Genomic DNA, 25612 nt, shown 5'->3' on the forward strand with positions numbered 1-25612 from the left:
GCATGACCTTAACACCAGTAAAAATACCACTTGTTGTTAAAAAGATGTTCCCAAATTATATTTGGGACATCGCAACAAATGAAAAAATTATTTATCTCACCTTTGATGATGGCCCAACTCCAGACATCACAAATTGGATTTTAGATACTTTAAAAACCTATAATGCTAAAGCCACATTTTTCTGCATAGGAAACAATGTTGAAAAGTACCCAGAACTTTTTCGTAATATTATAAAAAACGGTCATGCTATTGGGAACCACACCCAAAACCACGTAAAAGGCTGGAAAACTAAAACCGATGATTACCTCTCTGAAGTAGCACAAGCCGAAGAACATATTCAAAAAGAAAAACCACAACCACACAGCTCAACTTTTAAAGCTGCAAAATTATTTCGGCCACCTTACGGAAAAATAACAACTCAACAAGCGAATGCTTTAATGAAACTTGGTTATAAAATAATAATGTGGGATGTTTTGTCTATCGATTGGAACCGCAACATTAGCGAAGACACTTGCTTTAAAAATGCGATTTCAAAAACCAAAAACGGAAGTATTATTGTTTTTCACGACAGTGTAAAAGCCTCTAAAAATATGCAAGCGACACTGCCAAAAGTTTTAAAATATTTTACCGATCAAGGTTTTGTTTTTAAATCGATAGCTCTTTAAGACTTCGCTGGAACTTTAGCGTTTATTTTACGTTTCCAATACACAATATAAAGCGTTCCAATAATAGTTGGAAGTGTCCAAGAAATGATATTTCCAATTCCTAATCCAGCCACAATAAAAGCTGTAAACGACGCTATTAAAGCACCAATCATTTTTCCGATATGCAAACGCAACCAGATGTTTTTTGGCTTTTCGGGATTTCTGTAAAACCGAAAATCTTGAAGACTCATAAACAGTCCAAAACTTCCAAAGAACAAAAACAAAACACTCATATTTACCTCATTAAAAAGACCGTAAATACCATTTAAAATCATGATTACCGAAAAGAAAAGCATCGTACCAGAAATCATTTTATCTTTCCAATCGGCCTCCCTTTTCAATTTAAAAGTCAGCGCTCGATTTCCAGCCAAAACTAAGTAGATTGTAAACAAACCTATTAAAAATAAAAAGGTATTTTCATGCTGCGGCAAACAGGTAATTACTAAAGAAATAAGGGAACTAATTAGCATACCTACGGAAAACAACTTTCCCATTTTTTTATGGATCGCACTCCCCTTTTTAACAATAACACTTCCTATGCCTGTAATTAATCCAACAGCACCAAAAAAGGCGTGAATGTATATTAAAATTGTAATAGCGTCTTTCATTTGAAGTTCTTTAAGTGTAACACTTCAAATTTGAGATAATTACGTGGACTACAAAAACCGCTGTTTCCGAAGTGTCATTTTTAAGGTATGAATTGTCAATACATCTTAAAATGAATAAAACAGCCAATTAAAGATTTATAATAATAAGGATTTCATCCCTTACTTCAAACACAAAATTCCTAATATGAAAAAGTTGAATTCACTAAAGAATTAAAAAAGACAGAAATTAAATAAGAAGAAATTGCCCTTTTATAGAAATGCTTCTACCACGCGAATAAGCGTATTCGCATCTCGTTCTCCAGTATAGCGCCATTTCATTTCGCCATCTTTATAAACAATTAATGTTGGTAATCCTTTAACTTGAAGCGCTTCGGCTAATTGTTGGTTTTTTTCAACATCAATTTTTATCACTTTTATCTTATTTCCTAAAGTACCCGCTACTTCATGTAAAACAGCATGCATAGGATGAGAAGCCTCACTCTCCTCTGCAAAAAAGTCTAACAGTACTGGAATATCAACATCGATAAGTTCACCAAATTTTGACATATAATAAGGTTTTAGGTCTATTTAATAGTTTTCTATTGGATATAAAATCGTATTTATCGATTTTATTAGATTATTATAAATATAAACAATTTAGTATAAACAGCAATAATAAAGGCGGTTTATGCTGTTTTTACACCTTTTTTCAACTCAATTACGGTAATTTCTGGCCAAATACCAACGCGACCAGGAAAAGCAAGATAACCAAAACCACGGTTTACATTAATATATTGTCCTTTTTCTTTATAAATACCAGCCCAATATTTGTAACGCCATTTTACAGGACTCCATTTAAACCAGCCTGGAATTTCAATTCCAAATTGCATACCGTGCGTATGCCCGCTTAGTGTTAAATGATAATGATAATCATCGTCAATCACCTTTTTTTCCCAATGCGAAGGATCGTGACTCATTAAAATCTTAAAGTCGTTTTTATCAATTTTTTCTGCAGCTTTATGCAAATCGCCAGCCGTTTTAAATCCGCCCGTTCCCCAGTTTTCAACACCTACCAAAGCCATCCGTTCGCCCTTTTTTTCAAGATAAGCACTTTCATTTAAAAGTAAATTAAAACCTATGTCTTTTTGAAGCGCTTTCAGGTCTTCTAAATTCTGGCGCTTCGCTTCTTCAGAATCCCAGTTTATATAATCGCCATAATCGTGATTTCCGAGTATAGAATACAAGCCATCTTTTGCTTTCAATTTGTTAAAAACCTCTTTGTATGGCAACAATTCTTCTGCTTTATTATTTACCATATCTCCGGTAAAAAGAATCACATCGCTTTCTTGTTCATTAATTAAATCTACAGCATATTTCACTTTATCCATATTGTCGAAACTTCCGGAATGAATATCACTAATTTGCGTGAGTTTGTATCCATCAAAAGCCTCAGGCAAATCTTCAAAATGCAAGGTGTATTTTAAAACTTTATAATTGTATTTTCCTTTATAAATACCATAAATTATAGAAGCTAAAGGAATGGCCGCTAAGCCCAAAGCCACTTTACTTATAAACTGGCGGCGCGATGCAAAGTAGTTTCCTTTTGCGGCTTCACCAACCGTAAAATAACGGTACACAGCTTGAGGAACTCGAAAAACATCTTCAATAAACATCCCTAACAACAACATAATTTTAGGCACCAAAATAGCTATAAACAACCCAATGGCATAGGAATGTGCGTGCGAAAAACCATTCCGACGGCTAAATCCATAAAATTGAAACACAAAATTCCCTAAAATTAACAGGGTAATACCCCAATATAATATATGAATCCAGTTGTTTTTAACGACCGTTTTAAAGGCTTGAAAAGCGTAATAATCGGCAATTAGAAAAACAACTAAAAATATAATCCAACGTAGCATATACTCTTTTTTTAGTTCAAAGATAATGGTAATATATAGCAATGTTTAAGAAGGAAAATGTATTTAACGAATTGTTAAGAATTAACGACTAAAAACAAACCTTATCGACTCTTTAAGCGTTTAATTTTTTTTTATTTTACGCCAATAACTAATAAAAAACAGGTTTTTAATTTTTTTATATAGAATATTCAATTATTTCGAAGTCGGAAAATACAACTGGATTTTATTAACTATTTAAAAACTATTTCTTTTGAAACTTACGCCCCTTTTTGTGTTCCTTTTTCTCCTTCCTTTAGGCCTCTTTTCTCAAGAAGAAATAAACAAATTGCACCCTAAATGTGCTTCAAAAAATAGACCCTTCGGAATTTACCGAAGAAAAAAAGCGCTCGTACAAAGGTCAAGATTTGGTTTTAAACAACTCCTTGGCTAACTTTTATAATCAAATGGACGATTATGAAGAGGCCATCTTTTATTATGACGAAGCTTACAAGGTTGCATTAAACATGAGTGCAACTGTAAACGCCGGGGTTATTATCTCTAATAAAGGTGATTTGCTTTTAAACTTTAATAAAACCCCTGAAGCAATTAAAGCCTTAGAACTTTGTAAAAAACTAAAAACTGAAGAAAAGGGGCACCCACGCTCTATGGCGAGTTCCGACTTAAACCTAGCTAAAGCCTATTTAAAAAATGAAGCGTTAAAAAAAAGTGCCTTGTTTCTTGAAAAAGCACACGATTATTATACTGTCAATAATTTAAATAATATGCTAGCATTTACTTACGATCTTCGTGGCGCATTATTTTTAAAACAAGAAAAATATACCGAAGCAATTAAGGGAATAGCAGCTGTTATTCCCTTTTTTATGTAAAAGAAAAACAATCTCAAATAGTCAACACAACAATATATCGTAAAAAACCTACAAACTGAAATATAAAACACTTATATTTAAAGACTTAAAACACTAACTATGAAAAAAAACTACTTTTTATTTATCGCGCTTTTAATAACAGCCGTCACATTTGCACAACCAACCAACGACAATTGTGCCAACGCCGAGCTTATAGCTGTTTCTAGCACAAACACAAATATTGTTTTCGATATTAACACGACTACAATACAAAATGAAACTATTTGCACTACAACTGCCGACTTTGCCGATGTTTGGTACCAATTCTCTATGCCTTATAATGGCAATATTTATATTAACGGTACGATCAATTGGAATAATTTCGCACTATACAGTAGTTGCGGTGGTACCGAAATACAATGCAGTACAACTAACGGTTTGTTTACAAATCTAACCTCTGGAACCACATACTTCTTAAGAGTATACAGAAACACATCTACAGCATCAAACACAAGCTATCAAAGCTTTAAAATCCAAGCTTTTGAAGAAACCTCTAATGATGATTGCGCTTCCGCGGAAAATATAACCGTGACCACCGCAGAATCTACGGTAAACTTTAACATTGGCGGAGCCACAGTTAATAACGAAGAGGGCTGTGCTGGTACCACGGCCGAAGAATACGTAGATGTTTGGTATAATATCAACATGCCTGTAAACGGGAATTTATACATCAATGGCACCTATAATTGGAACAAATTTGCACTCTACGATAGTTGCGGAGGCACAGAAATACAATGCATATCTGCTAACGGCCTTTTTACAGGACTAACTTCTGGAACCAACTACAAATTACGTTTATTTAGAACCAGAGCTAACGCTGAAAACACACAATTAAGTTTTAAAATTCAAGCTTTTGAAGCACCCGCGAATGATGATTGCGCTTCCGCGGAAAATATAACCGTAACCACTACAGAATCTACAGTAAACTTTAACATTGGCGGAGCAACAGTTAATAACGAAGAGGGATGTACTGGCACAACTGCCGAAGAATACGTCGATATTTGGTATAATATCAACATGCCTGTAAACGGAAATTTATACATCAACGGTACCTATAATTGGAATAAATTTGCACTCTACAATAGTTGCGGAGGAACAGAAATACAATGTGTATCTGCCAACGGACTTTTTACAGGATTAACCGCCGCGACCAACTACAAATTACGCCTGTTTAGAACCAGAGCGAACGCTGAAAACACACCATTAAGTTTTAAAATTCAAGCTTTTGAAGCACCCACTAATGATGATTGCGCTTCCGCGGAAAATATAACCGTAACCACTGCAGAATCTACAGTAAACTTTAACATTGGCGGAGCAACAGTCAATAACGAAGAGGGCTGTGCTGGCACAACTGCCGAAGAATACGTCGATATTTGGTATAATATCAACATGCCTGTAAACGGGAATTTATACATCAACGGCACCTATAACTGGAATAAATTTGCACTCTATGATAGTTGCGGAGGAACAGAAATACAATGTGTATCTGCCAACGGACTTTTTACAGGGTTAACCGCAGGAACCAACTACAAATTACGCCTGTTTAGAACCAGAGCTGATGCCGAAAACTCGCATCTAAATTTTAAAATTCAAGCTTTTGAAATCATAACTAACGACGATTGCGCTTCCGCGGAAAACATAACCATAACAAACACGCCTACAACCATAAACTTTGGAATTGGCGGAGCTGCTATAAATAACGAAGTGGGTTGCGCTGGAACAACAGCAGAAGATTATGCCGATATTTGGTACAATTTCACCATGCCTATTGATGGATATATAATTATTGACGGCACCATTGCTTGGAACAAATTTGCTATTTATGATGCCTGTAGTGGAAATCAAATAAACTGTTTTGAAAATGAAGGTTCCACCCCCAACTTAACGAGTGGAACCACCTATAAACTGAGAGTCTTTAGAACACTAGCACAAGCCGATAATAATTCATATAAAAGTTTTTCTATCCATAGCACCTCCACGTTAAGTACTCAAAATGTTAGTGTGGAAAATAGCACCAGTATTTACCCTAATCCAGCAGATACCGAATTAAATATTTCCATGTCGGATAACCAATCTATAACATCGGTGGAGTTGTATACTATATTAGGGAAAAAAATAATGTCAACAAACAATAAAAAAATAGACATCAGCAACCTAAACCCTGGATTGTATTTAGTAAGAATTAAAACGAGCCAAGGCCAAACCTCTAAAAAAATAGTGATTCAATAAAACATTAAAAGCCTTATTAATCCATTTTTTAAAGGGAAGCAAGACCACATTTTTGGTTGTGCTTCCCTTTTTTATAAAGTATCAATTCTAGAAACCTCCATAATTTCTTCGAATAAAAAAACCAAACACTTATATTATTCAAATAATAACCATAACTTTTTGTAGTTTTGAATTCTATCAAAAATTACAACATGTCCGATAACAAACGCGTATTTCTAGTTGATGCTTTTGCATTAATTTTCCGTGGCTACTATGCCTTTATAAAAAACCCAAGAATAAATTCTAAAGGTGTAGATACCTCAGCTATTTTAGGATTTATGAACTCCCTTTTAGACGTTATAAAACGGGAAAGACCAGACCATTTAGCCGTTTGTTTCGATAAAGGTGGCAGTGCCGATCGTGTTGAAATGTTCGAAGCCTATAAAGCCAATAGAGACGAAACACCCGAAGCCATAAAAATTGCCGTACCAATTATTCAGGATATTTTGAGAGCCATGCACATCCCTATTATGGTAAAAGCAGGTTTCGAGGCCGATGATGTTATTGGAACACTTGCCAAACAAGCCGAAAAAGAAGGTTACCAAACCTTTATGGTAACACCAGATAAAGATTTTGCACAATTAGTAAGCGAAAATATATTTATGTATCGCCCCGTTTTTGGTGGGGGTTACGAAACTTGGGGTATTCCCGAAGTTCAGAAAAAGTTTGAAGTTACCGATCCATTGCAAGTAATTGATTTCTTAGGCATGATGGGTGATGCCAGTGATAATATCCCTGGATTACCTGGCGTTGGCGAAAAAACAGCCAAGAAATTCCTTGCCGCTTATGGCTCTATGGAAAACCTTTTTGCAAACTCGCACGAGCTTAAAGGAAAGATGAAAGAAAAGGTAGAAGCCAACCAAGAACTCGGTTTACTATCTAAAAAATTGGCCACGATTATGTTGGATGTTCCGGTGGAATTTAATGCGAAAGATTTCGAATTAGATCAACCAGATATTCCGAAAGTAACCGAAATTTTTGAAGAATTAGAATTTAGACGTTTAATCGATAATTTCACAAAAACTTTTGCGGTTCAAGCAGCAGCCACTTCAACAGAAACCACTGAAAAAAACACCAGTGAAAAACCGACCCCAAAAGAAGAAGCTTCGGCTGGCGCAGGGCAATTTTCATTGTTTGGTGGAGATCCATCAACCACCACCGAAGTGGTTACCGAGCACAGCCGAAAAACAGCCGAAAACACCTCGCATTTTTATCAAAGTGTAGCCGCAGGAATGGGGACAAAGTTATTTCTTAAAAATTTAATGAGTCAAACCTCGGTGTGTTTTGATACCGAAACTACAGGCTTAAACCCACTAACCGCAGAACTGGTTGGTATTTCATTTTCATGGGAAATTGGAAAAGGCTTTTACATCCCATTTCCGGAGGATAAAACCGAAGCCCAAGACCTCATCGAGCAATTACGACCGTTCTTTGAAAGTGAAAGTATTGAAAAAGTGGGTCAGAATTTAAAATACGACATTAAAGTATTAGCAAAATACAATGTCGATGTTAAAGGTAAACTGTTCGATACCATGCTCGCCCATTATCTTATTAATCCAGATATGCGCCACAATATGGATATCTTGGCCGAAACCTATCTAAACTACACGCCTATTGCTATCACCGAATTAATTGGTAAAAAGGGAAAAAACCAATTATCCATGCGCGATGTGCCCTTGGAAAAACAAACCGAATACGCTGTTGAAGATGCCGATATTACCCTGCAATTAAAAGCACATTTCACCAATGAACTCGGCCAAGCCAATACTCAAAAATTATTTGATGATATTGAAATTCCGTTACTTCGTGTACTAGCTGCCATGGAATTGGAAGGGATTAATTTGGATAAAGAGTTTCTAAATTCTTTAGCTGAAGCTCTAAATAACGATATTGAAACCTTAGAAAAAAGCATTTACGACGCCGCAGGCGAGGAATTTAATATCGGGTCTCCAAAACAATTAGGGATTATCTTGTTTGAAAAATTAAAACTGGTAGATAAGCCTAAAAAAACCAAAACAGGACAGTACGCCACAGGGGAAGAAATTTTATCTTACCTCGCTAAAGATCACGAAATAATTCAGCATATTTTAGAATATCGTGGACTAGCAAAACTGAAAAGCACTTATGTTGATGCCTTACCAACACAGGTTGAACCTGCAACAGGTCGTGTACATACCGATTATATGCAAACCGTTGCTGCCACAGGCCGTTTAAGTAGTAACAACCCCAACTTACAGAATATCCCTATCCGTACCGAGCGTGGTCGCCAAGTACGTAAAGCCTTTGTGCCTCGCAATGACGATTATATTTTATTAGCGGCCGATTATAGCCAAATAGAACTGCGTATTATTGCCGCCTTAAGTAAGGAGGAAACCATGATTGAAGCCTTTAAAAATGGCGAAGATATTCATGCTTCTACCGCATCTAAAGTATTTAATGTGCCTTTAGATGAAGTGACTCGCGAGCAACGTAGCAACGCCAAAACCGTAAACTTCGGAATTATTTATGGCGTGTCTGCCTTTGGGTTAAGTAACCAAACCGATTTATCGCGTGGTGAAGCCAAAGAACTTATTGACACCTATTACGAGACCTACCCAAAGCTAAAAAAATACATGAGCGAGCAGGTCGATTTTGCACGCGATAACGGCTATGTGCAAACCGTTTTAGGGCGTCGTCGCTATTTAAAAGATATTAATTCTAGAAATGGTATGGTGCGCAGTGGCGCAGAACGTAATGCTGTAAACGCCCCTATACAAGGATCTGCTGCCGATATTATTAAAATTGCCATGATTAATATTTTTAATAAATTAGAGGCTGGCAACTATAAAACCAAAATGCTTCTGCAAGTGCATGATGAATTAGTATTCGATGTTTTTAAACCTGAATTAGAGGATATGAAAACCTTAATTAAAACCGAAATGGAACAGGCCTTTAAAATGGATGTGCCGCTTGATGTGGAATTGGATACGGGGCTGAATTGGTTGGAAGCGCATTAAAATAATATAATTTATTTATGAATGAATACAAAACTATACAAACAGAATATTTAAGACCGTCCAGAACTATTGAAACGGTACTAGTGTCTTATAAAAACTTAAGTGAAGTATTCTTTGTTTACAACTATGAAGGCATTTCTTTTCGATTATTTAAAACACATTTAGAATTAATTACTTTCTTCCAAAATAAATCTGAGTGCAATTTTCACTTTAATACAGAAAATGAGCTAGATATTTTTTTGAATGAAGTTAAATTGTCAGCATAAAGTATATAAGAACCACCTACTAATATCCTTTTTTAAAATAAGATGAAAACAATTTCAGTCACTTGCGCCATCATTCATTTTAAGGATAAAGTTTTGGCTGTTCAAAGAAGCAAAACAATGAAACTTCCTTTGAAATGGGAATTTGCAGGTGGAAAAATTGAAGCAGGAGAATCTGAAATTGATTGCATTAAAAGAGAAATTTTTGAAGAATTAAATATTCAAATTGAAGTCAAAGAAAGGTTAACTCCTGTAACTCATCAATACCCGGATTTTAAAATAAAGCTGATTCCTTTTATAGCTGAATATACTTCCGGAGATCTAGAATTAAAGGAACATGCTGATTATGTTTTAGTTCATAAAGAAGAATTAACTAAATTAGGCTGGGCTGAAGCAGATTTGCCTATTTTGAAAGAATTTTTAGGGCATTAGAATAATTCTTCAAGACCAATTTCTTTTAAATAACTATAAGTTCCATCATAAAAACTATTTGGTCGAGTTTGGTCAATATCTGAACCTTTAGGGATAAAAATTATCATTCCTTGTCTAGCTCTAGTTAGCAGAACACGATAAGTATTTTTGAGGTAGTCTTTACTTATCTCTTGATTTATATTCATCCATTTTGTACCCTTAAAACTTTGGTACTTCCATTCATGATTATCAATATGAAAATTTGCACCCCAGGTTAAGCAAGTTCTATCAATTTCTAAACCTTGAATATCAAATTCTGTAGCTATATCCTCAAGAAAATAAGAAGACCTAATATCATCACTATCATTTAGAAACCAATTGGGTGCTGAAATTTCATTTTTCACATCTAGACCTAAAGCTTTTAAACGTCTTGCTCCAGAAGAAGCAACTAATCCAATTCTTTCAGTTCCTTTGCTTTTACTTCTCAGCCATTCTTTAGCTTTTCCTAAATTTCTAGTTAAAACAATAGGAAATGTTTTATTAACCTCTAAAAATAGCTCTCTTGCTTTTTCTAAATTTAGTTCTAACAGTTCATGAACAAATTCGGAAACTAATTCTGACCGAAAAGACCTTACCGATGCAGATAAGTGTAACTCTTGTTCTGAATGAGCATTGTTTTTTAACCAATTTTTATGCTTATCCGTTTTGATATAATTGGGACTATCTACAATTAAATTAGAAAAATGAATATTCCAATCCTTGTAATTATTTTCAAACGCATTAACCCATTCTTCAAGACCAGCTTCTCCAGTGTTAATTTCTTGTCCTCCCCCAATAAGACAAACAATTGTACACCAATCCTGATGACGATTCATAACATCAATTAAAAATTCTGGTTCTGACATCCCAAAATTTTCAATTCCTTTTTTACGCTTCATAAAAGAATTTGCTTGTTGTTTAGTCCAAGCGCGTTGGGCCTCATCAAAAACAACTACCTTTTCTGTTGGTTCAATTGTGTTTTTTAAATACTCATCTCTAAAATGATGTATATTTTGAATAAATGCGCTTGTTCTTCTTCTAGCGTCTCCTTTTGTTATTTTTTCTCCATTTTCTTTAATAGTTTTAAATAAATCCATTGCTAAAGCTTCTCTAAGAACATCCACTAAAGGTCCATTTCCTGATAAAAATACTGCATGTTCATCTTCATCTGCTTTCATTCTTTCATTAGCGATATTCAATCCTGCCAAAGTTTTCCCTGCACCAGGAACACCAGTTATAAAACAAATTGATTTTTTATTATTATTTTTTGAATATTCAATAACCCTATTTATACAATCAGAAGTTTTTGTTAAATTGATTTTATCAGAATCATGTCTTGAAATTTCTTCAACATTATGTCCTTTATATAATGCTTGAGCAAATTCTATAATTGTGGGTGTTGGTTTGTATTTTGAATTTTCCCAAATTATTGTATCAAGTTTATTATAAGGGTTTATAAGAAATTCACTCAAAGTTTCTTTAATAGTAAACTTATTACATTTGGCTACCTTATTTAATTCTAAAACTTCATCAACATTAAAGGGTAAAGCTTTTGCATTTGTTGAAACCAATACAGGAATAAGTTTAGCATGATGACTCCCTTCATGAAAATTCTGTAAATCTAAACTATAATCTATTACTTGTAATTCTGCATGTTTTTCATATTTTTCATCACCAACTTTAAATTCAACAACAAAAATACAATCGTTAATAATTATGATGTTATCTACACGTTTTCCCATTCGTGGAATTTGAAACTCGAAATAGATTTCACCTTCAAATTCTTGCAACTCTCTTTTTAAAATTTCTATTTGTTCAACCCAAGCATTTTTTTGTAAATCTTCTAAATGACGATTAGTATGATTTAAACTAAGTTTACCTAAAATGTAATTAGAATCATCTTTTAAAAACCCTAAAATAGAATTATTATAATAAGCTCTATTCATTGCTATCCGTTTTTAATTTATAATCGTGATAGCTTAGTTTAGAGTTCTGATTTTTAAAATTCAATAAATCAGAAATATCCATTTCAAAAGCTTTTGAAAAGACAGCAATGTTAGTAAGAGATATATTTCTCTCCCCTCTTTCAATCATGCCAATATAAGTCCTATGAAATCCTGTTTTAAAAGAAAGTTTTTCTTGACTTAATTTATTTTCGAGTCTTAACTCTCGAATTCTTTGTCCAAATTCTTTCAGAATAAATTTATTTACCATTAATCGAAACTATACTTATTGTATGCCAAAATCAACATACAATAAGTATCATTTAATTATCTTTGGTATTATTAAATGGTAATCTTCAAAAAAACAAATCCAATGAAAAAATCAAAAAAAATTCTTTATGCTATATTTAAAAACCAAAAGCACTTAGGAAACGAACTAGGAACTTCTAAAAAAGATGCAATAAAATTCTATTTGATTGCTTCAGGATATGGTGATCTAACTGCAAAAAAAGAATTAAGTAAAAACTATTCAGCAGAAATAGCTATAAATGGAGTTCATCATTACTTGAAAAAAACTAAAAAAATGTAATTCTATAAATATCACTACCAATCCCTCATAAACCCTAAAATTAAGCCAAAACCTTGGTTTATATTAGGAGTATTTACTATGTTGCCTTGTTTCAAATTAAACCATAAAAACAAAACACATCATGTTTAAAAAACTAGTTGGTATAGAGCCCTTAGCATTAATTCCTTCAGCAAATAAAACATTAGAATCTTTCGCAGAAACGGTGGTATTACATAGCGATATGCCCACCACTGCTAATGAGATTGTAGAGCGTATTGGGGATGCCGATGCCGTTCTATTAAGTTACACCACCACATTAACCAAGGCTATTTTAGAACGTTGCCCTAATGTGAAATACATAGGCATGTGCTGTTCCTTGTATACCCCAGAAAGTGCAAATGTAGATATTAACTATGCTAATTCTAAAGGGATTACCGTAACAGGGGTTCGCGATTATGGCGACGAAGGTGTAGTAGAATATGTAATTAGCGAATTAGTAAGGTGTTTGCATGGCTTTGGAACCACAGCCGACGGAAAACCAAGAACCCCATGGACAGGTATACCACGTGAAATTACCGGACTAAAAGTGGGTATTGTAGGCCTTGGAACATCGGGTGGTATGATAGCCGATGCGCTTAAATTTCTAGGTGCCGAAATCAGCTATTTTGCACGAAGCGAAAAACAAGCCGCTAAAACCAAAGGTTACACTTTTTTACCATTAGACCAACTTATGGAAACAAATGAAGTGATTATAACCTGCCTAAATAAAAATACAATTTTATTACACGAACAAGAATTTACCAAACTCGGGCAGCATAAAATTCTATTTAACACAGGATTATCTCCAGCATGGGATGCCGAACCGTTTAAAGCCTGGATAGAAACAGGTAGAAACGAAGTATATTGCGATACCATTGGCGCTTTAGGCGACACGCAGCTTTTAAAAAATCCCAATGTAAATTGTGTAGAAGTTGCCACTGGGCGAACACAACAAGCCTTTGTAAGGTTAAGTGAAAAGGTTTTAGATAATATTGTTGCTTATTTAAAATAATTTGAATTAGCTAATCTCTCCTCCAAAGGGCATTATTACTGTTTGATAAATACTTTAGGATAAAACCTGGTAGTTTAGAAAGTTTAAATCCGCCTTAAAACGCTTAAATTAAAAACAAGAAGACCAAGTCAATATCCCCTCGAGGGGATTATAGGGGTACAAAAAACTACAACTATAACTAAAAACACCCCTACGGTCCCCTCAAGGGGACAACACTACCCATGATATATTTAGATGTAATTTGTAAATTAAAAGTCCAAAATATTGTAGTAAAAACCTAAAAAACAAAACAATAAGACTGAGTCAATATCCCCTTGAGGGGATTATAGGGGTGTCCGCAATTTAATCAACCAATTCCTTAACCTTATCCTCAATAACCAACAAAACGCTAAACATATTCTTTTTAACCTCTTCATTTGAAAACCTCAAAAAGGTAACCCCATAAGCTTCCAATTCACCTTGCCGTTTTGCATCATATAAAAAACTGTGGTCGTGGCTAGAACCATCAATTTCAATCGCTAAACCTATTTCGTGACAATAAAAATCTGTAATATAATTTAGCATAGGAACTTGCCTATGAAACTGAACACCATAAGCACGTTGCTTTATCTTCTGCCAAAGTAAAACTTCGGGTAGTGTACTATTTTTTCTTAATTGTCTAGCGAGTAGTTTTAGTTTGGGATTGTATGGAATTATTTTATTTCTCATAATTATTACCCTGCTGTATCTAATAAGTTTCTCTAAGGATACAATGATTAAAATATACCTATAATAATTCGAAAAATAAAATTTCACTGATTTTTCCTTAAAAAAGGATTATAGCAGTGGAGGTTTTTGGTAAAGCTTCTCATGTAAAAAACACCCCTATGGTCCCCTCAAGGGGACAACACTACCCATGACATATTTAGATGTAATTTATAAATTAAGAGTCCAAAATATTGTAGTAAAAACCCAAAAAACAAAACAATGAGACCGAGTCAATATCCCTCGAGGGGATTATTGGAGGTTTTTAAAAAAAGATCTAAAATTATAAACTTACTCATCTCTAGAAAACACCCCTACAGTCCCCTCAAGGGGACAACACTACCCATGACATATTTAGATGTAATTTGTAAATTAAGAGTCCAGAATATTGTAGTAAAAACCTAAAAAACAAAACAATAAGACCGAGCTAATATCCCCTCGAGGGGATTATAGGGGTGTCCACAAAGCTTCTCATGTAAAACAATAAGACTGAGTCAATATCCCCTTGAGGGGATTATAGGGGTGTCCACAAAGCTTCTCATGTAAAATACCCGCCGTAGTCACCTCTAGAAGACATTACTGTTTGATGAATATCAAAAACTAAAATTGTAATTCAGAAAGTTAAACACACACCAATACGCCAAAAAACAAAACAATAAGACCAAGCCAATATCCCCTCGAGGGGATTATTGGAGGTTTTTAAAAAAAGATCTAAAATTATAAACTTACTCATCTCTAGAAAACACCCCTACAGTCCCCTCAAGGGGACAATCCTACCCATGACATATTTAGATGTAATTTGTAAATTAAGAGTCCAAAATATTGTAGTAAAAACCTAAAAAACAAAACAATAAGACCGAGCTAATATCCCCTCGAGGGGATTATAGGGGTGTCCACAAAGCTTCTCATGTAAAACAAGCCCCCTATTCTAGGCCTCCACGAAGTTATATAAGATACACTATCTACGTTTCTTCTTAGACCTAAACTTAGCCTTATTCTTCCTTTTATTAAAAGGCACCGCATCATCAAACGTATGTTTTGCTTCTCCTTTAGGCTTATTTTTACGCCATTTCTCTGTTTTTTCCGGAAGTAGCACTTTAAGTAAATCTGGGCGCCCCACTTTATTTAAGGTCTTTTTTATCCAGGCTTTATTTTCGTCTTTATACCAAAAAAAGAATCGATGCTGTTCATCTTTCTCCTTTCTTGTTTTAGGCGTGTTTACTTTTTTAAGCGTGTATGGGTGGTAACCCGAGTAATAAATTACCGTAGCCACCGTCATAGGTGTTGGGGTAAACCCCTGTACTTGCTCCAGTTGGAAACCCATATCTTTAGTTTCGGCAGCAAGATTCGCCATATCTTCCACTTCACAAGCCGGATGATTGGATATAAAATATGGAATTAACTGAAGTTTTAATCCTTTCTTAATATTGATTTTATCGAAACGCTCCTTAAACTTATGAAAATAACTAAACGATGGTTTACGCATCAGTTTCAATACAGGATCACTAGTATGTTCTGGCGCTACTTTTAATCGTCCAGAAACATGCTTAGTCATCACCTCTTCCGTGTAAGCGTCTAACTCTTTAGGATCGGCATTTTTATTAAATTCTGGAACCAACATATCATGTCGGATTCCCGAACCAATAAAGGATTTTTTCACTTTTGGATGATTATCAACCGCCTGATACAATTCCGTTAAAGGCTTATGAGACGTGTCTAAATTACTACAAATAACCGGCGAAATACAAGAAGGCGCCACACATTTATCGCAAATAGATTGCACTTTCCCTTTCATCTGGTACATGTTGGCACTAGGCCCACCAATATCAGACAAATACCCTTTAAAATCTGGCATATTAGCAACCGTATCCACTTCTTTTAAAATAGATTCCTGACTACGAGACGCAATAAATTTGCCTTGGTGTGCCGATATGGTACAAAAACTACAGCCTCCAAAACATCCACGGTGAATGTTAATAGAAAACTTTATCATTTCGAAAGCTGGAATGGGCCCACGCTTATTATATTTTGGGTGTGGTAATCGTGTGTACGGATAATCGAAAGAAGCATCAATTTCAGCTTCCGTCATGGTTGGATAAGGCGGATTAATCATCAACGTTTTATCCCCAATTTTCTGAAAAATACGTCGCGCAGCCAATTTGTTAGATTCCTGCTCAATCACTTTAAAGTTAGAAGCGTATTTTTTCTTATCCTTTAAACAAACTTCATGTGATGCTATTTCAACATCTTCCCAATTGCTATTTTTTGGTATTTTTTCATCTTCATTTAAAAGTACTGCTGTTTGATTAACGGTATTTATACTTCTAAAAGGCACGCCCTTTTCTAGTAAACGCACCACTTCGCGCAACGGCTGCTCGCCCATTCCATAAACCAACATATCGGCCTTAGACGTTTCTAAAATAGAAGGTAACAATTTATCGCTCCAATAATCGTAATGCGTAACACGGCGCAACGATGCCTCAATACCACCAATTAAAACCGGAGTATCTGGCCATTTTTCTTTTAAAATTTTAGAATAAACGGTTGTGGCGTAATCCGGACGAAACCCAATATCTCCATTTGGAGTATAGGCATCCTTATCCCGGCGTTTTTTGTTCGCATTATAATTGCTAATCATTGGGTCCATACAACCTCCCGTAACACCAAAAAATAATTTTGGCGCCCCAAGCTTTACAAAATCCTGAAGATTATCATTCACATTAGGCTGCGGTACAATAGCCACACGCAAACCAAAACTTTCTAGCATCCGCCCAATAACCGCAGGCCCAAAAGTAGGGTGATCCACATAAGCGTCGCCACTAAATAGGATAACATCTAGCGCTTCCCATCCGCGTATTTTCACCTCTTTATTTGTGGTAGGTAACCAATCTGATAGTTGTAGTTCTTGCATAGCGTTGCAAAAATAGTCAAAAATTAATGGTTCAACATAATAATAAAATCAATCCATTATTAATGCGATAAATATTTGGGCGTTACCACAAGGGTCGGGCTTTCCGTTACAAGTCCTCGCGCCCTAAAAACTTCGTGGGCGCTGTGGGCTTTCCACTACTATCCCTAACGCGGGCATACTTGCAAAGACCTGTTTTCAACCTGTACGTCATAGCCTTTCCCGCATACACATGGTTTCTAAAATACGCATTAGAAATTTGAAATCAAGTATTTAGCACTCACTGTTATGAGACTTCTAAATACTTCGAAGTTGTAGAAGTTACCTAATTCGTGGACAAAGCGATACGGAATGCTTTTATTCATTATGTATTCCCTCATTTTTTTGTCATTTCGAACGTAGAGAGAAATCACATAACCTTGCTCAACTTTTTCTTAGCACCTTCATGAGACTTCTCCTAGCCTCGAAGTGACAAAATCAAGTTGTTTTTACACCATACTTGTCATTTCACCAATAAAATATCACATACATTTACAAGAACATTGTAATTCCTCCAATTATTAAGCAAATTCTGTTCATAATATAAACACTTTCCTATTTTTGCAACATGATAATTACAGATACCCACACCCATTTATATAGCGAAGCCTTCGACGAGGATAGAAACGACATGATTTCTCGCGCCATAGCACAAGGCGTTACTCGTTTTTTTATTCCGGCCATAGATTCTACTTACACCGAAGCCATGCTTCAACTTGAAAAAGAATATCCAGAAAACATCTTTTTAATGTCTGGTTTGCATCCCACCCATGTAAAAGATAATTATAAGGACGAACTCCTTCATATAGAACAGATGCTTGCCTCTCATAAATATTATGCTATTGGAGAAATTGGTATCGATTTATATTGGGATAAATCCACTTTAGATATTCAAAAAGCAGCTTTTCAACATCAAATAAAATTAGCCAAACAGTATAAACTTCCTATAGCCATTCATTGCCGCGACGCTTTCGATGAAGTTTTCGAAGTTTTAGAAAGTGAAAAAGGCGACGATCTATTTGGAGTTTTCCACTGTTTTACTGGAACTTTAGAACAAGCACATCAAGCCATTTCTTACAATATGACTTTAGGTATTGGTGGTGTATCAACCTTTAAAAACGGTAAAATAGATCGGTTCTTAAATGAAATTGATTTAAAACATATTGTTTTAGAAACCGATGCGCCTTATTTGGCACCAACACCATATAGAGGAAAACGAAACGAAAGTGCTTATATATTAAAGGTATTAGAAAAAATGTCTACCATATATAATGTACCCGAAAAAACCATAGCCGATATTACAACAGCAAACTCCAAAGCCATCTTTAAAATATAACCTATGCAAGCAAATATACTCCTTATATATACTGGTGGTACTATTGGTATGGTAAAAGACTTTAAATCTGGTGTACTAAAAGCTTTCAATTTTAAAAACCTATTACAACAAATTCCAGAAATACAACTGCTGGATTGTAATATTGAAACCTTTTCATTTGAAAATCCTATAGATTCGAGTAATATGAATCCTAAACATTGGGTACAAATAGCCGAGGTTATCGAAGAAAAATATAATGATTTCGATGGTTTTGTGGTACTCCATGGCAGTGACACCATGAGTTACACGGCATCGGCATTAAGTTTTATGCTAGAAAACTTGGCAAAACCAGTCATATTCACAGGCTCTCAATTACCCATAGGTGATTTACGAACCGATGCGAAAGAAAACCTTATTACATCCATACAAGTGGCGTCGTTACAAAAAAACAAAACACCTGTAATAAAGGAAGTATGCCTCTATTTTGAATACAAACTGTACCGTGCTAATAGAACTACAAAAATTAATGCCGAGCATTTTCAAGCTTTTGCATCACTTAATTATCCCGACCTAGCCGAATCTGGCGTACATTTAAAAATTAATCATAAATATTTGTTTCAGCCCAACACCAACAAAAAATTCCAAGTTCACAAAAATTTAGATCAAAATATTGCGCTTATAAAACTGTACCCAGGTATTTCAAAAATAGTTTTAAAGAATATTTTCAATACACCAGACTTAAAAGCAGTCATTTTGGAAACCTATGGTTCTGGAAATTGTACTACAGAAACCTGGTTCATTAATATGCTAAAAGAAACCATTAAAAAAGGCATCCATATTGTGAATATTACGCAATGTTCGGGCGGAAGTGTTATGATGGGGCACTATGAAACCAGTGATATGTTAAAAAAAGAGGGGATTATCTCTGGAAAAGACATAACCACAGAGGCTGCACTTGCTAAATTAATGTATCTACTAGGAAAAAATATTCCCCCTAAAAGCTTCAAAACCACCTATGAAACATCTTTAATTGGAGAATTGACTTAAAATTAACTGTGAAAATTTTAGCGTTCAAAGATTTTTTTGTTATTTCATACCCAGAATAAAAGCTCTTAAAAAAGGAGAATAGAGAGGTGGCCGAGTGGTCGAAGGCGCACGCCTGGAAAGTGTGTATACCTCAAAAGGGTATCGAGGGTTCGAATCCCTTCCTCTCTGCTTAAATTTTTTATTTTTTAATTGCTTTTTTTTTATATCTTTAACACTTTAACTAATAAAATTAAGATTCTAGAACATGAAAAGATTATTTTCTATCCTTGCCGTTACAGTAATGATGGCATTTGGAACTGCTAATGCAACAACCATTGCAAACACAAGTACAGCTGTAACAACTGTAACCACAACAACTCAAGATGACGCCGCACCTGCTGCTGATGTCGGATTTCACCAAGATTTGAAAAAACGTTTTATTGAAGGTGGTCCAGGATTCATGGGTATTGTACTATTATGTTTAATTCTTGGATTAGCAATTGCTATAGAAAGAATTATCTTTTTAAACTTATCAACCACAAACACTAAGAAATTAACACAATCTGTTGAAGACGCACTTGCTTCTGGAGGTGTTGATGCTGCAAAAGAAGTTTGTAGAAATACTAAAGGACCTATCGCGTCTATTTACTATCAAGGTTTAGATAGAAATGACGAAGGTATTGAAGCTGTTGAAAAAGCTGTTGTAGCTTACGGTGGTGTTCAAATGGGTCAATTAGAGAAAAACGTATCATGGATTTCATTATTTATCGCACTTGCACCAATGCTTGGTTTCATGGGTACGGTAATTGGTATGATTCAGGCGTTTGATAAAATTGAAGCTGCTGGTGATATGCAACCTTCACTTGTTGCGGGTGGTATTAAAGTAGCTCTTTTAACAACTGTATTTGGTCTTGTAGTAGCAATTATTCTTCAAATTTTTTACAATTATATTATTGCTAAAATTGATAGTATTGTTAACGATATGGAAGATGCTTCTATCACGTTAATGGATCTATTAATTAGACACAAAAAGTAATAATATAAAATTTTAAAATTATGAAAATTCACAAAATACTTAAAATCGTGGCTTTTGCTCTGGCAATTCTCGGCTCAATATTTGCGCTGATGATTATGACTGGTTCCGAAGCGATGATTGAAAACATACTTTATATTACTTATGCCGTATTAGGCATAGTAATAGCCTTAGTCCTAATCTTTGTTTTAAAAGGATTAGTTACAGGAGATATCAAAAAAACTTTGATGACTGTAGGCGCATTTTTAGCAATTGTATTTATATCCTATACCTTATCATCTGGTTCAGATTTAGACCTAAAACCATTTAATGATAAAGGTTTAGGTATTACTGAAGGTATTTCTAAAAATGTAGGAGCGGGTTTATATACGTTTTATGCTCTAGCTATTTTAGCAATTGGATCAATGCTATTTGGTGGAGTGAAAAAAATATTTAACAAATAAATTATGGCAAAAAGAGCAGCACCAGAAGTTAATGCAGGCTCAATGGCCGACATTGCTTTCTTATTATTAATATTTTTCTTAGTAACAACAACTATTGAAACAGATTCTGGTATTAACAGAAAGCTGCCTCCAATGGAAGAACAAACAGATCCGCCTGTTATTAAAATGAAAAATATTTTTACAGTAATTGTAAATAAGAATGATGATTTATTGGTTGAAGATGAACCAATGGAACTTAAAGATTTGCGTCAAGCAGCCATTGCTTTTCTAGATAATGGTGGCGATGGAAAATGTGACTATTGTAATGGAGCAAGAGATGAAAAATCATCCGATAATCCAGACAAAGCCATTATTTCATTAGCAAATGATAGAGAGACCACTTACAAAACGTATATCGCAGTACAAAACGAATTAGTTGCAGCATATAACGATTTAAGAAACAAGAGATCCGAGGCCTTATTTGGCATGTCTTTCCAAGAAATGGAAGCCTACCAAAAAGATGTAAACTGGCCTGGAAATAAAGCAGAGTTAAAAAAGAAGATTGAACAGATAAAAACTGAATATCCTCAAAAACTCTCAGAAGTACAGAAATAATTTAACATTCATTAAATATGTCTAAATTTAAAAAGAAAAAAAGTGGCGAAATGCCAGCGGTTAATACGGCTTCTTTACCAGATATTGTATTTATGTTATTATTCTTTTTCATGGTAGCTACAGTAATGCGGCAAAATACCTTAATGATAGAAAATAACTTACCATTTGCAGATCAAGTTGAAAAACTTGATAAAAAAGATTTGGTAATGTACATCTACGCTGGTAAACCAAGTGCTAACTATAAACAATACGGAAACGAATCTAGAATTCAATTGAATGACAAGTTTGCGGATGTTAGGGAAATCGCTTCTTTTATTAATGCAGAGCGCGCCTCTAAAAGAGAGGAATTAGTTCCATTTTTAACTACAGCTTTAAAAGTTGATAGTAATGCTAATATGGGATTAATTGGCGATATTAAACAAGAACTACGTAAAGTAAATGCTCTTAAAATAAACTACACAACTAAGAAAGGTAGTGTTATTGAGAACAATTAATTTATCCTCTTAATTTTATAATAAAAGGCGTTTTGAAATATTCAAAACGCCTTTTATTTTTGCTATTGGAACCTTCAACTCTAGACTATCTTTACAAATGAGTAGCATAAAATATATAATAGCCTTACTAGTTTTATTTCAAACCCCAATATGCTTTTCGCAAGAAGGACAAACACCAATAATTGATAAGCATTATAAAGAAGATCAATTTTATATAGGTGTTACATATAATTTACTAAACCGAACCCCATCACATCTCAATCAAACTGGTTTTTCCCCTGGAATCCACTTTGGTTTTATAAAAGATATGCCCGTTAACAAAGCTCGAAATGTAGCCATAGGATTAGGGCTAGGACTTTCGAGTAATACATATAACCAAAATGTATTTATTGATGTTAACAATACAAACTCCTTTAATTACAGCTTAATAACCGATTCGAACACATTCTCTAAAAACAAATTTTCAACCCATTTTGTAGAAATCCCTTTAGAATTTAGATGGCGAACTTCAACAGCCACTTCATACGAATTTTGGCGCATTTACGCGGGGTTTAAATTTAGCTACCTCTTAGCTCATAACACGAAATATAAAGGTGACTTAGGAAGCTTTAAACACTCTAATATTTCAGATTTTAACAATTTCCAATATGGATTATCCCTTAGTGCAGGATATAACACTTGGAACATACACTTTTACTACGCTTTAAATCCTATTTTTTCGAAAGCCGCCAAACTTGACGGCAAAACCATAAATTTTAATGCTATAAAAATAGGACTCATGTTCTACATTCTGTAACATACCTGTATTGACTTCTGAAAAAATCAAATACATAATAACTCTTTTATCCATAGTATTATTTACTGGTTGTAAAGACAAAACAACGAATACCATTAAAATTATTAAAAATAGTGATCGTTTAAAATTCGCAGAACATTTAGCAAAGGAAATTCCTAAAAATAGAACAATGACGATTATTACAAATTATCAAAAGAAGAAGCCTGAAAGACTATGAAAACGAGCATTACCGAACAAGCTTAAAACAAATTACCCTAAAATAATTAAAAGCTTATTGGTAACAATGAATCATTAAATTTCATTCGTTAAAAGCTCTCAATACTACTAACAAAATTATTGCTTTACCTGTTTTAAAGAAGCCTTTTTACACAATAAAGATTTAAAACTAAGAATGGTTTTAAAAACCATGGACATCTAGATTGTAATAAAACTTACAACCAAAAATTCACCAATAAAACTTGTGGCATAACACCAATAAAAAAACCGAAAACTAATTCCTTAATGGTGTGTGCTTTTACATGCAACCTCGAAGTTGCTACACCTCCTATAGACACAACTAAAAAAGCTAGTATCCCAGTAATATTAATAGAAAAATGCACTCCTAAGGCCAAAATAAACATAAACACACCTGATATACCTATCATGTGAATACTGGCCTTAAATTTAAAGACAGCAAGCGTTAAACATATCATATTAGATATTAATATACCTACAAAAAAATAATACAACTCTAACCACTCTGATATTGTAATGACACGTTTAAGTACCAATATAAGCAGAAAACAATATAAAGCCAGTGGGTAAATACGTTCGCGAGTAGTTACCAAATGAATAGTTAGCGCTTTGCCTATAGTTTTTAATAAAAAAAACATTAAAATAGGCAATAAAACCATGAGTATAAATAACGAAAACAGCTTGGCTTCTACAATTTCTTGTGCTACAAATCGTGGTGAAATATAATAATAGAACAGCACACCAACTAATGGCATAAATAACGGATGAAAAATATATGAAATACTTTTAAGGACTTTATTCATTATATTTTTTTACGTAAACGAGCCACAGGAATATCAAGTTGCTCTCTGTACTTAGCAACCGTTCTACGAGCAATAGGGTATCCTTTTTCCTTTAAAATTGAAGCCAATGTTTCATCTGTTAATGGCTTCTTCTTATTTTCTTCGTCAATAACCGTTTCCAAAATTTTCTTTATTTCCCGAGTGGAAACATCTTCACCTTGATCATTTTTCATCGACTCAGAAAAGAACTCTTTTATCAATTTGGTGCCATAAGGTGTGTCTACATATTTACTATTTGCCACACGAGATACGGTAGAAACATCCATTGAAATTTCGTCGGCAATATCTTTAAGAATCATAGGTTTTAAGTTACGCTCATCACCAGTTAAAAAGTATTCCCTCTGGTAATGCATGATAGCACTCATAGTAACAAATAACGTTTGCTGACGTTGTTTTATAGCCTCAATAAACCATTTTGCCGCGTCTAGTTTTTGCTTTATAAAAACAACTGCATCTTTTTGCGATTTAGATTTATCTTTAGATTCCTTATAACCTTTAAGCATATTATTGTACTCTCGAGACACATGAAGTTCTGGAGCATTACGACCATTTAAACTTAACTCTAATTCACCATCCACAATTTTTATTGCAAAATCTGGAACCACATGCTCTACAATACGATTGTTTCCTGCATAAGACCCTCCTGGTTTTGGATTTAAGTGTTCTATTTCCTTTATAGCATCTTTTAACTGCGCTTCGGTAATATTAAACTTTTGGAGCAATTTTTTATAATGCTTTTTCGTGAATTGATCGAAAGCTGTATCTATAATATCAATGGCTAAAGCTGTATCGGCTGTTTTATTTTTTCTATGCAACTGAATGCTTAAACACTCTTGAAGGTTACGTGCACCCACCCCTGCCGGATCTAATTGATGAACAATTTTAAGTACTTTTTCTATACGAGGTTCCTCGGTATATACATTTTGAGTAAACGCTAAATCGTCGGCAATATCGCTTAACTCCCGACGGATATATCCACTTTCATCCACACTTCCTACTAAAAATTCGGCAATATCTCGCTCTTCGTCGTTTAATCTATACGTGTTTAATTGATTAATTAAATGCTGGGTAAATGATGTTCCTGCAGCGTAAGGCATAGTTTTTTCTTCATCATCGGCACTATAATTATTAGCTTGTGTACGGTACTCCGGAATTTCATCATCACTTAAATACTCATCAACATTAATATCCTCTGCACTTATAATTTCATTATCTCCAAAATCGTCAGAATTATCTAAATCCGAATCATAGTCGCTATCGACTTCTTCTTTCCCTCCTTCTAGCGCAGGATTTTCCTCTAATTCTTGTTTTAAACGTTGTTCAAAAGCTTGTGTAGGTAGCTGAATCAGTTTCATTAACTGAATTTGCTGTGGCGACAGTTTTTGCGAGAGTTTAAATTGTAGATATTGCTTAAGCATGATTTGAATTAAGGTTGAATGACTAATCTAAATAAACGATTAGAAACAAATAAATTAATCAATAGTATG

Annotated in this window: 23 protein-coding genes and 1 tRNA gene; 15 read left to right on the top strand and 9 right to left on the bottom strand. The window is 34.3% G+C overall.

Annotated elements, in window-relative coordinates:
* Nucleotides 1–2: 2 nt before the first annotated feature.
* Nucleotides 3–665, top strand: a complete 663-nt coding sequence (locus tag FQU21_RS13185) for a polysaccharide deacetylase family protein (protein WP_147678472.1) — start codon at nt 3–5, stop codon at nt 663–665.
* Here FQU21_RS13185 and FQU21_RS13190 read toward each other — a convergent pair.
* From FQU21_RS13190 to FQU21_RS13200, 3 genes are all read right to left on the bottom strand, one after another.
* Complete coding sequence (locus FQU21_RS13190; protein ID WP_147678473.1) at nt 662–1312, bottom strand: DUF2306 domain-containing protein; 651 nt, start codon at nt 1310–1312, stop codon at nt 662–664. The genes FQU21_RS13185 and FQU21_RS13190 overlap by 4 nt on opposite strands.
* A gap of 249 nt (nt 1313–1561) precedes the next feature.
* On the bottom strand, nt 1562–1858 hold the full coding sequence (locus tag FQU21_RS13195; RefSeq protein ID WP_147678474.1) for a thioredoxin family protein: 297 nt from the start codon (nt 1856–1858) through the stop codon (nt 1562–1564).
* 119 nt (nt 1859–1977) lie between these two features.
* Nucleotides 1978–3213, bottom strand: a complete 1236-nt coding sequence (locus FQU21_RS13200) for a metallophosphoesterase (RefSeq protein WP_147678475.1) — start codon at nt 3211–3213, stop codon at nt 1978–1980.
* Between the two features lie 338 nt (nt 3214–3551).
* On the opposite strand from FQU21_RS13200, the gene FQU21_RS13205 reads away from it, so the two are divergent.
* The 4 genes from FQU21_RS13205 to FQU21_RS13220 all read left to right on the top strand — a co-directional run bounded on the left by FQU21_RS13205 (nt 3552) and on the right by FQU21_RS13220 (nt 10077).
* A complete protein-coding gene (locus FQU21_RS13205) occupies nt 3552–4079 on the top strand; it encodes a tetratricopeptide repeat protein (RefSeq protein ID WP_147678476.1) in 528 nt (175 codons plus the stop codon).
* A 99-nt stretch (nt 4080–4178) separates the two neighbouring features.
* Complete coding sequence (locus FQU21_RS13210; protein WP_147678477.1) at nt 4179–6347, top strand: T9SS type A sorting domain-containing protein; 2169 nt, start codon at nt 4179–4181, stop codon at nt 6345–6347.
* Between the two features lie 191 nt (nt 6348–6538).
* Nucleotides 6539–9382, top strand: a complete 2844-nt coding sequence (polA, locus tag FQU21_RS13215) for a DNA polymerase I (protein ID WP_147678478.1) — start codon at nt 6539–6541, stop codon at nt 9380–9382.
* A gap of 308 nt (nt 9383–9690) precedes the next feature.
* Nucleotides 9691–10077: a (deoxy)nucleoside triphosphate pyrophosphohydrolase gene (locus tag FQU21_RS13220; protein WP_147678479.1), complete on the top strand. Its 387-nt coding sequence runs from the start codon at nt 9691–9693 to the stop codon at nt 10075–10077.
* On the opposite strand, the gene FQU21_RS13225 is transcribed toward FQU21_RS13220, so the two are convergent.
* Both FQU21_RS13225 and FQU21_RS13230 read right to left on the bottom strand, forming a co-directional pair.
* A complete protein-coding gene (locus tag FQU21_RS13225) occupies nt 10074–12041 on the bottom strand; it encodes a DUF2075 domain-containing protein (RefSeq protein WP_147678480.1) in 1968 nt (655 codons plus the stop codon). The two genes, FQU21_RS13220 and FQU21_RS13225, sit on opposite strands and share 4 nt — an antisense overlap.
* On the bottom strand, nt 12034–12309 hold the full coding sequence (locus FQU21_RS13230; RefSeq protein ID WP_147678481.1) for a helix-turn-helix domain-containing protein: 276 nt from the start codon (nt 12307–12309) through the stop codon (nt 12034–12036). Before FQU21_RS13230 ends, FQU21_RS13225 begins: the two co-directional genes overlap by 8 nt.
* Nucleotides 12310–12411: 102 nt before the next feature.
* Between FQU21_RS13230 and FQU21_RS13235 the strand changes: the two genes are divergently transcribed.
* Both FQU21_RS13235 and FQU21_RS13240 read left to right on the top strand, forming a co-directional pair.
* Nucleotides 12412–12627 carry a hypothetical protein gene (locus FQU21_RS13235; protein WP_147678482.1) on the top strand — a complete coding sequence of 72 codons (216 nt, stop codon included), beginning with the start codon at nt 12412–12414 and terminating at the stop codon, nt 12625–12627.
* A gap of 121 nt (nt 12628–12748) precedes the next feature.
* Nucleotides 12749–13657: an NAD(P)-dependent oxidoreductase gene (locus tag FQU21_RS13240; protein ID WP_147678483.1), complete on the top strand. Its 909-nt coding sequence runs from the start codon at nt 12749–12751 to the stop codon at nt 13655–13657.
* 342 nt (nt 13658–13999) lie between these two features.
* Here the strand turns inward: FQU21_RS13240 and FQU21_RS13245 are convergent, their stop codons facing one another.
* Both FQU21_RS13245 and FQU21_RS13250 read right to left on the bottom strand, forming a co-directional pair.
* Nucleotides 14000–14365: an endonuclease domain-containing protein gene (locus FQU21_RS13245; RefSeq protein ID WP_147678484.1), complete on the bottom strand. Its 366-nt coding sequence runs from the start codon at nt 14363–14365 to the stop codon at nt 14000–14002.
* A 994-nt stretch (nt 14366–15359) separates the two neighbouring features.
* Nucleotides 15360–17312: a YgiQ family radical SAM protein gene (locus FQU21_RS13250; protein ID WP_147678485.1), complete on the bottom strand. Its 1953-nt coding sequence runs from the start codon at nt 17310–17312 to the stop codon at nt 15360–15362.
* A 604-nt stretch (nt 17313–17916) separates the two neighbouring features.
* On the opposite strand from FQU21_RS13250, the gene FQU21_RS13255 reads away from it, so the two are divergent.
* The 8 genes from FQU21_RS13255 (at nt 17917) to FQU21_RS13290 (ending at nt 23049) form a co-directional block, all read left to right on the top strand.
* Nucleotides 17917–18684: a TatD family hydrolase gene (locus tag FQU21_RS13255; RefSeq protein WP_147678486.1), complete on the top strand. Its 768-nt coding sequence runs from the start codon at nt 17917–17919 to the stop codon at nt 18682–18684.
* 3 nt (nt 18685–18687) lie between these two features.
* Nucleotides 18688–19710: an asparaginase gene (locus tag FQU21_RS13260; RefSeq protein ID WP_147678487.1), complete on the top strand. Its 1023-nt coding sequence runs from the start codon at nt 18688–18690 to the stop codon at nt 19708–19710.
* An 80-nt stretch (nt 19711–19790) separates the two neighbouring features.
* A tRNA-Ser gene (locus FQU21_RS13265) sits at nt 19791–19878 on the top strand.
* Nucleotides 19879–19954: 76 nt separating this feature from the next.
* Nucleotides 19955–20725 (top strand): MotA/TolQ/ExbB proton channel family protein, encoded by a 771-nt coding sequence (locus FQU21_RS13270; RefSeq protein WP_147678488.1) that lies wholly within the window; start codon nt 19955–19957, stop codon nt 20723–20725.
* A gap of 20 nt (nt 20726–20745) precedes the next feature.
* The gene (locus FQU21_RS13275; protein WP_147678489.1) at nt 20746–21165 is read left to right on the top strand and encodes a hypothetical protein; all 420 of its coding nucleotides are present in this window, start codon (nt 20746–20748) and stop codon (nt 21163–21165) included.
* A 3-nt stretch (nt 21166–21168) separates the two neighbouring features.
* Complete coding sequence (locus tag FQU21_RS13280; RefSeq protein WP_147678490.1) at nt 21169–21759, top strand: ExbD/TolR family protein; 591 nt, start codon at nt 21169–21171, stop codon at nt 21757–21759.
* Nucleotides 21760–21776: 17 nt separating this feature from the next.
* On the top strand, nt 21777–22253 hold the full coding sequence (locus FQU21_RS13285) for an ExbD/TolR family protein (protein WP_147678491.1): 477 nt from the start codon (nt 21777–21779) through the stop codon (nt 22251–22253).
* A gap of 97 nt (nt 22254–22350) precedes the next feature.
* Nucleotides 22351–23049: a porin family protein gene (locus FQU21_RS13290; RefSeq protein WP_147678492.1), complete on the top strand. Its 699-nt coding sequence runs from the start codon at nt 22351–22353 to the stop codon at nt 23047–23049.
* A 431-nt stretch (nt 23050–23480) separates the two neighbouring features.
* Here the strand turns inward: FQU21_RS13290 and FQU21_RS13295 are convergent, their stop codons facing one another.
* Nucleotides 23481–24086, bottom strand: coding sequence for a hypothetical protein (locus tag FQU21_RS13295; protein WP_147678493.1), 606 nt, complete (start codon nt 24084–24086; stop codon nt 23481–23483).
* A complete protein-coding gene (rpoN, locus tag FQU21_RS13300) occupies nt 24086–25543 on the bottom strand; it encodes an RNA polymerase factor sigma-54 (protein ID WP_147678494.1) in 1458 nt (485 codons plus the stop codon). The genes FQU21_RS13295 and rpoN overlap by 1 nt, the downstream gene beginning before the upstream one ends.
* Nucleotides 25544–25612 lie beyond the last annotated feature (69 nt).

This window comes from Algibacter pacificus, from assembly GCF_008033385.1.
In the GTDB taxonomy this organism is placed as follows: Bacteria; Bacteroidota; Bacteroidia; order Flavobacteriales; family Flavobacteriaceae; genus Algibacter; species Algibacter pacificus.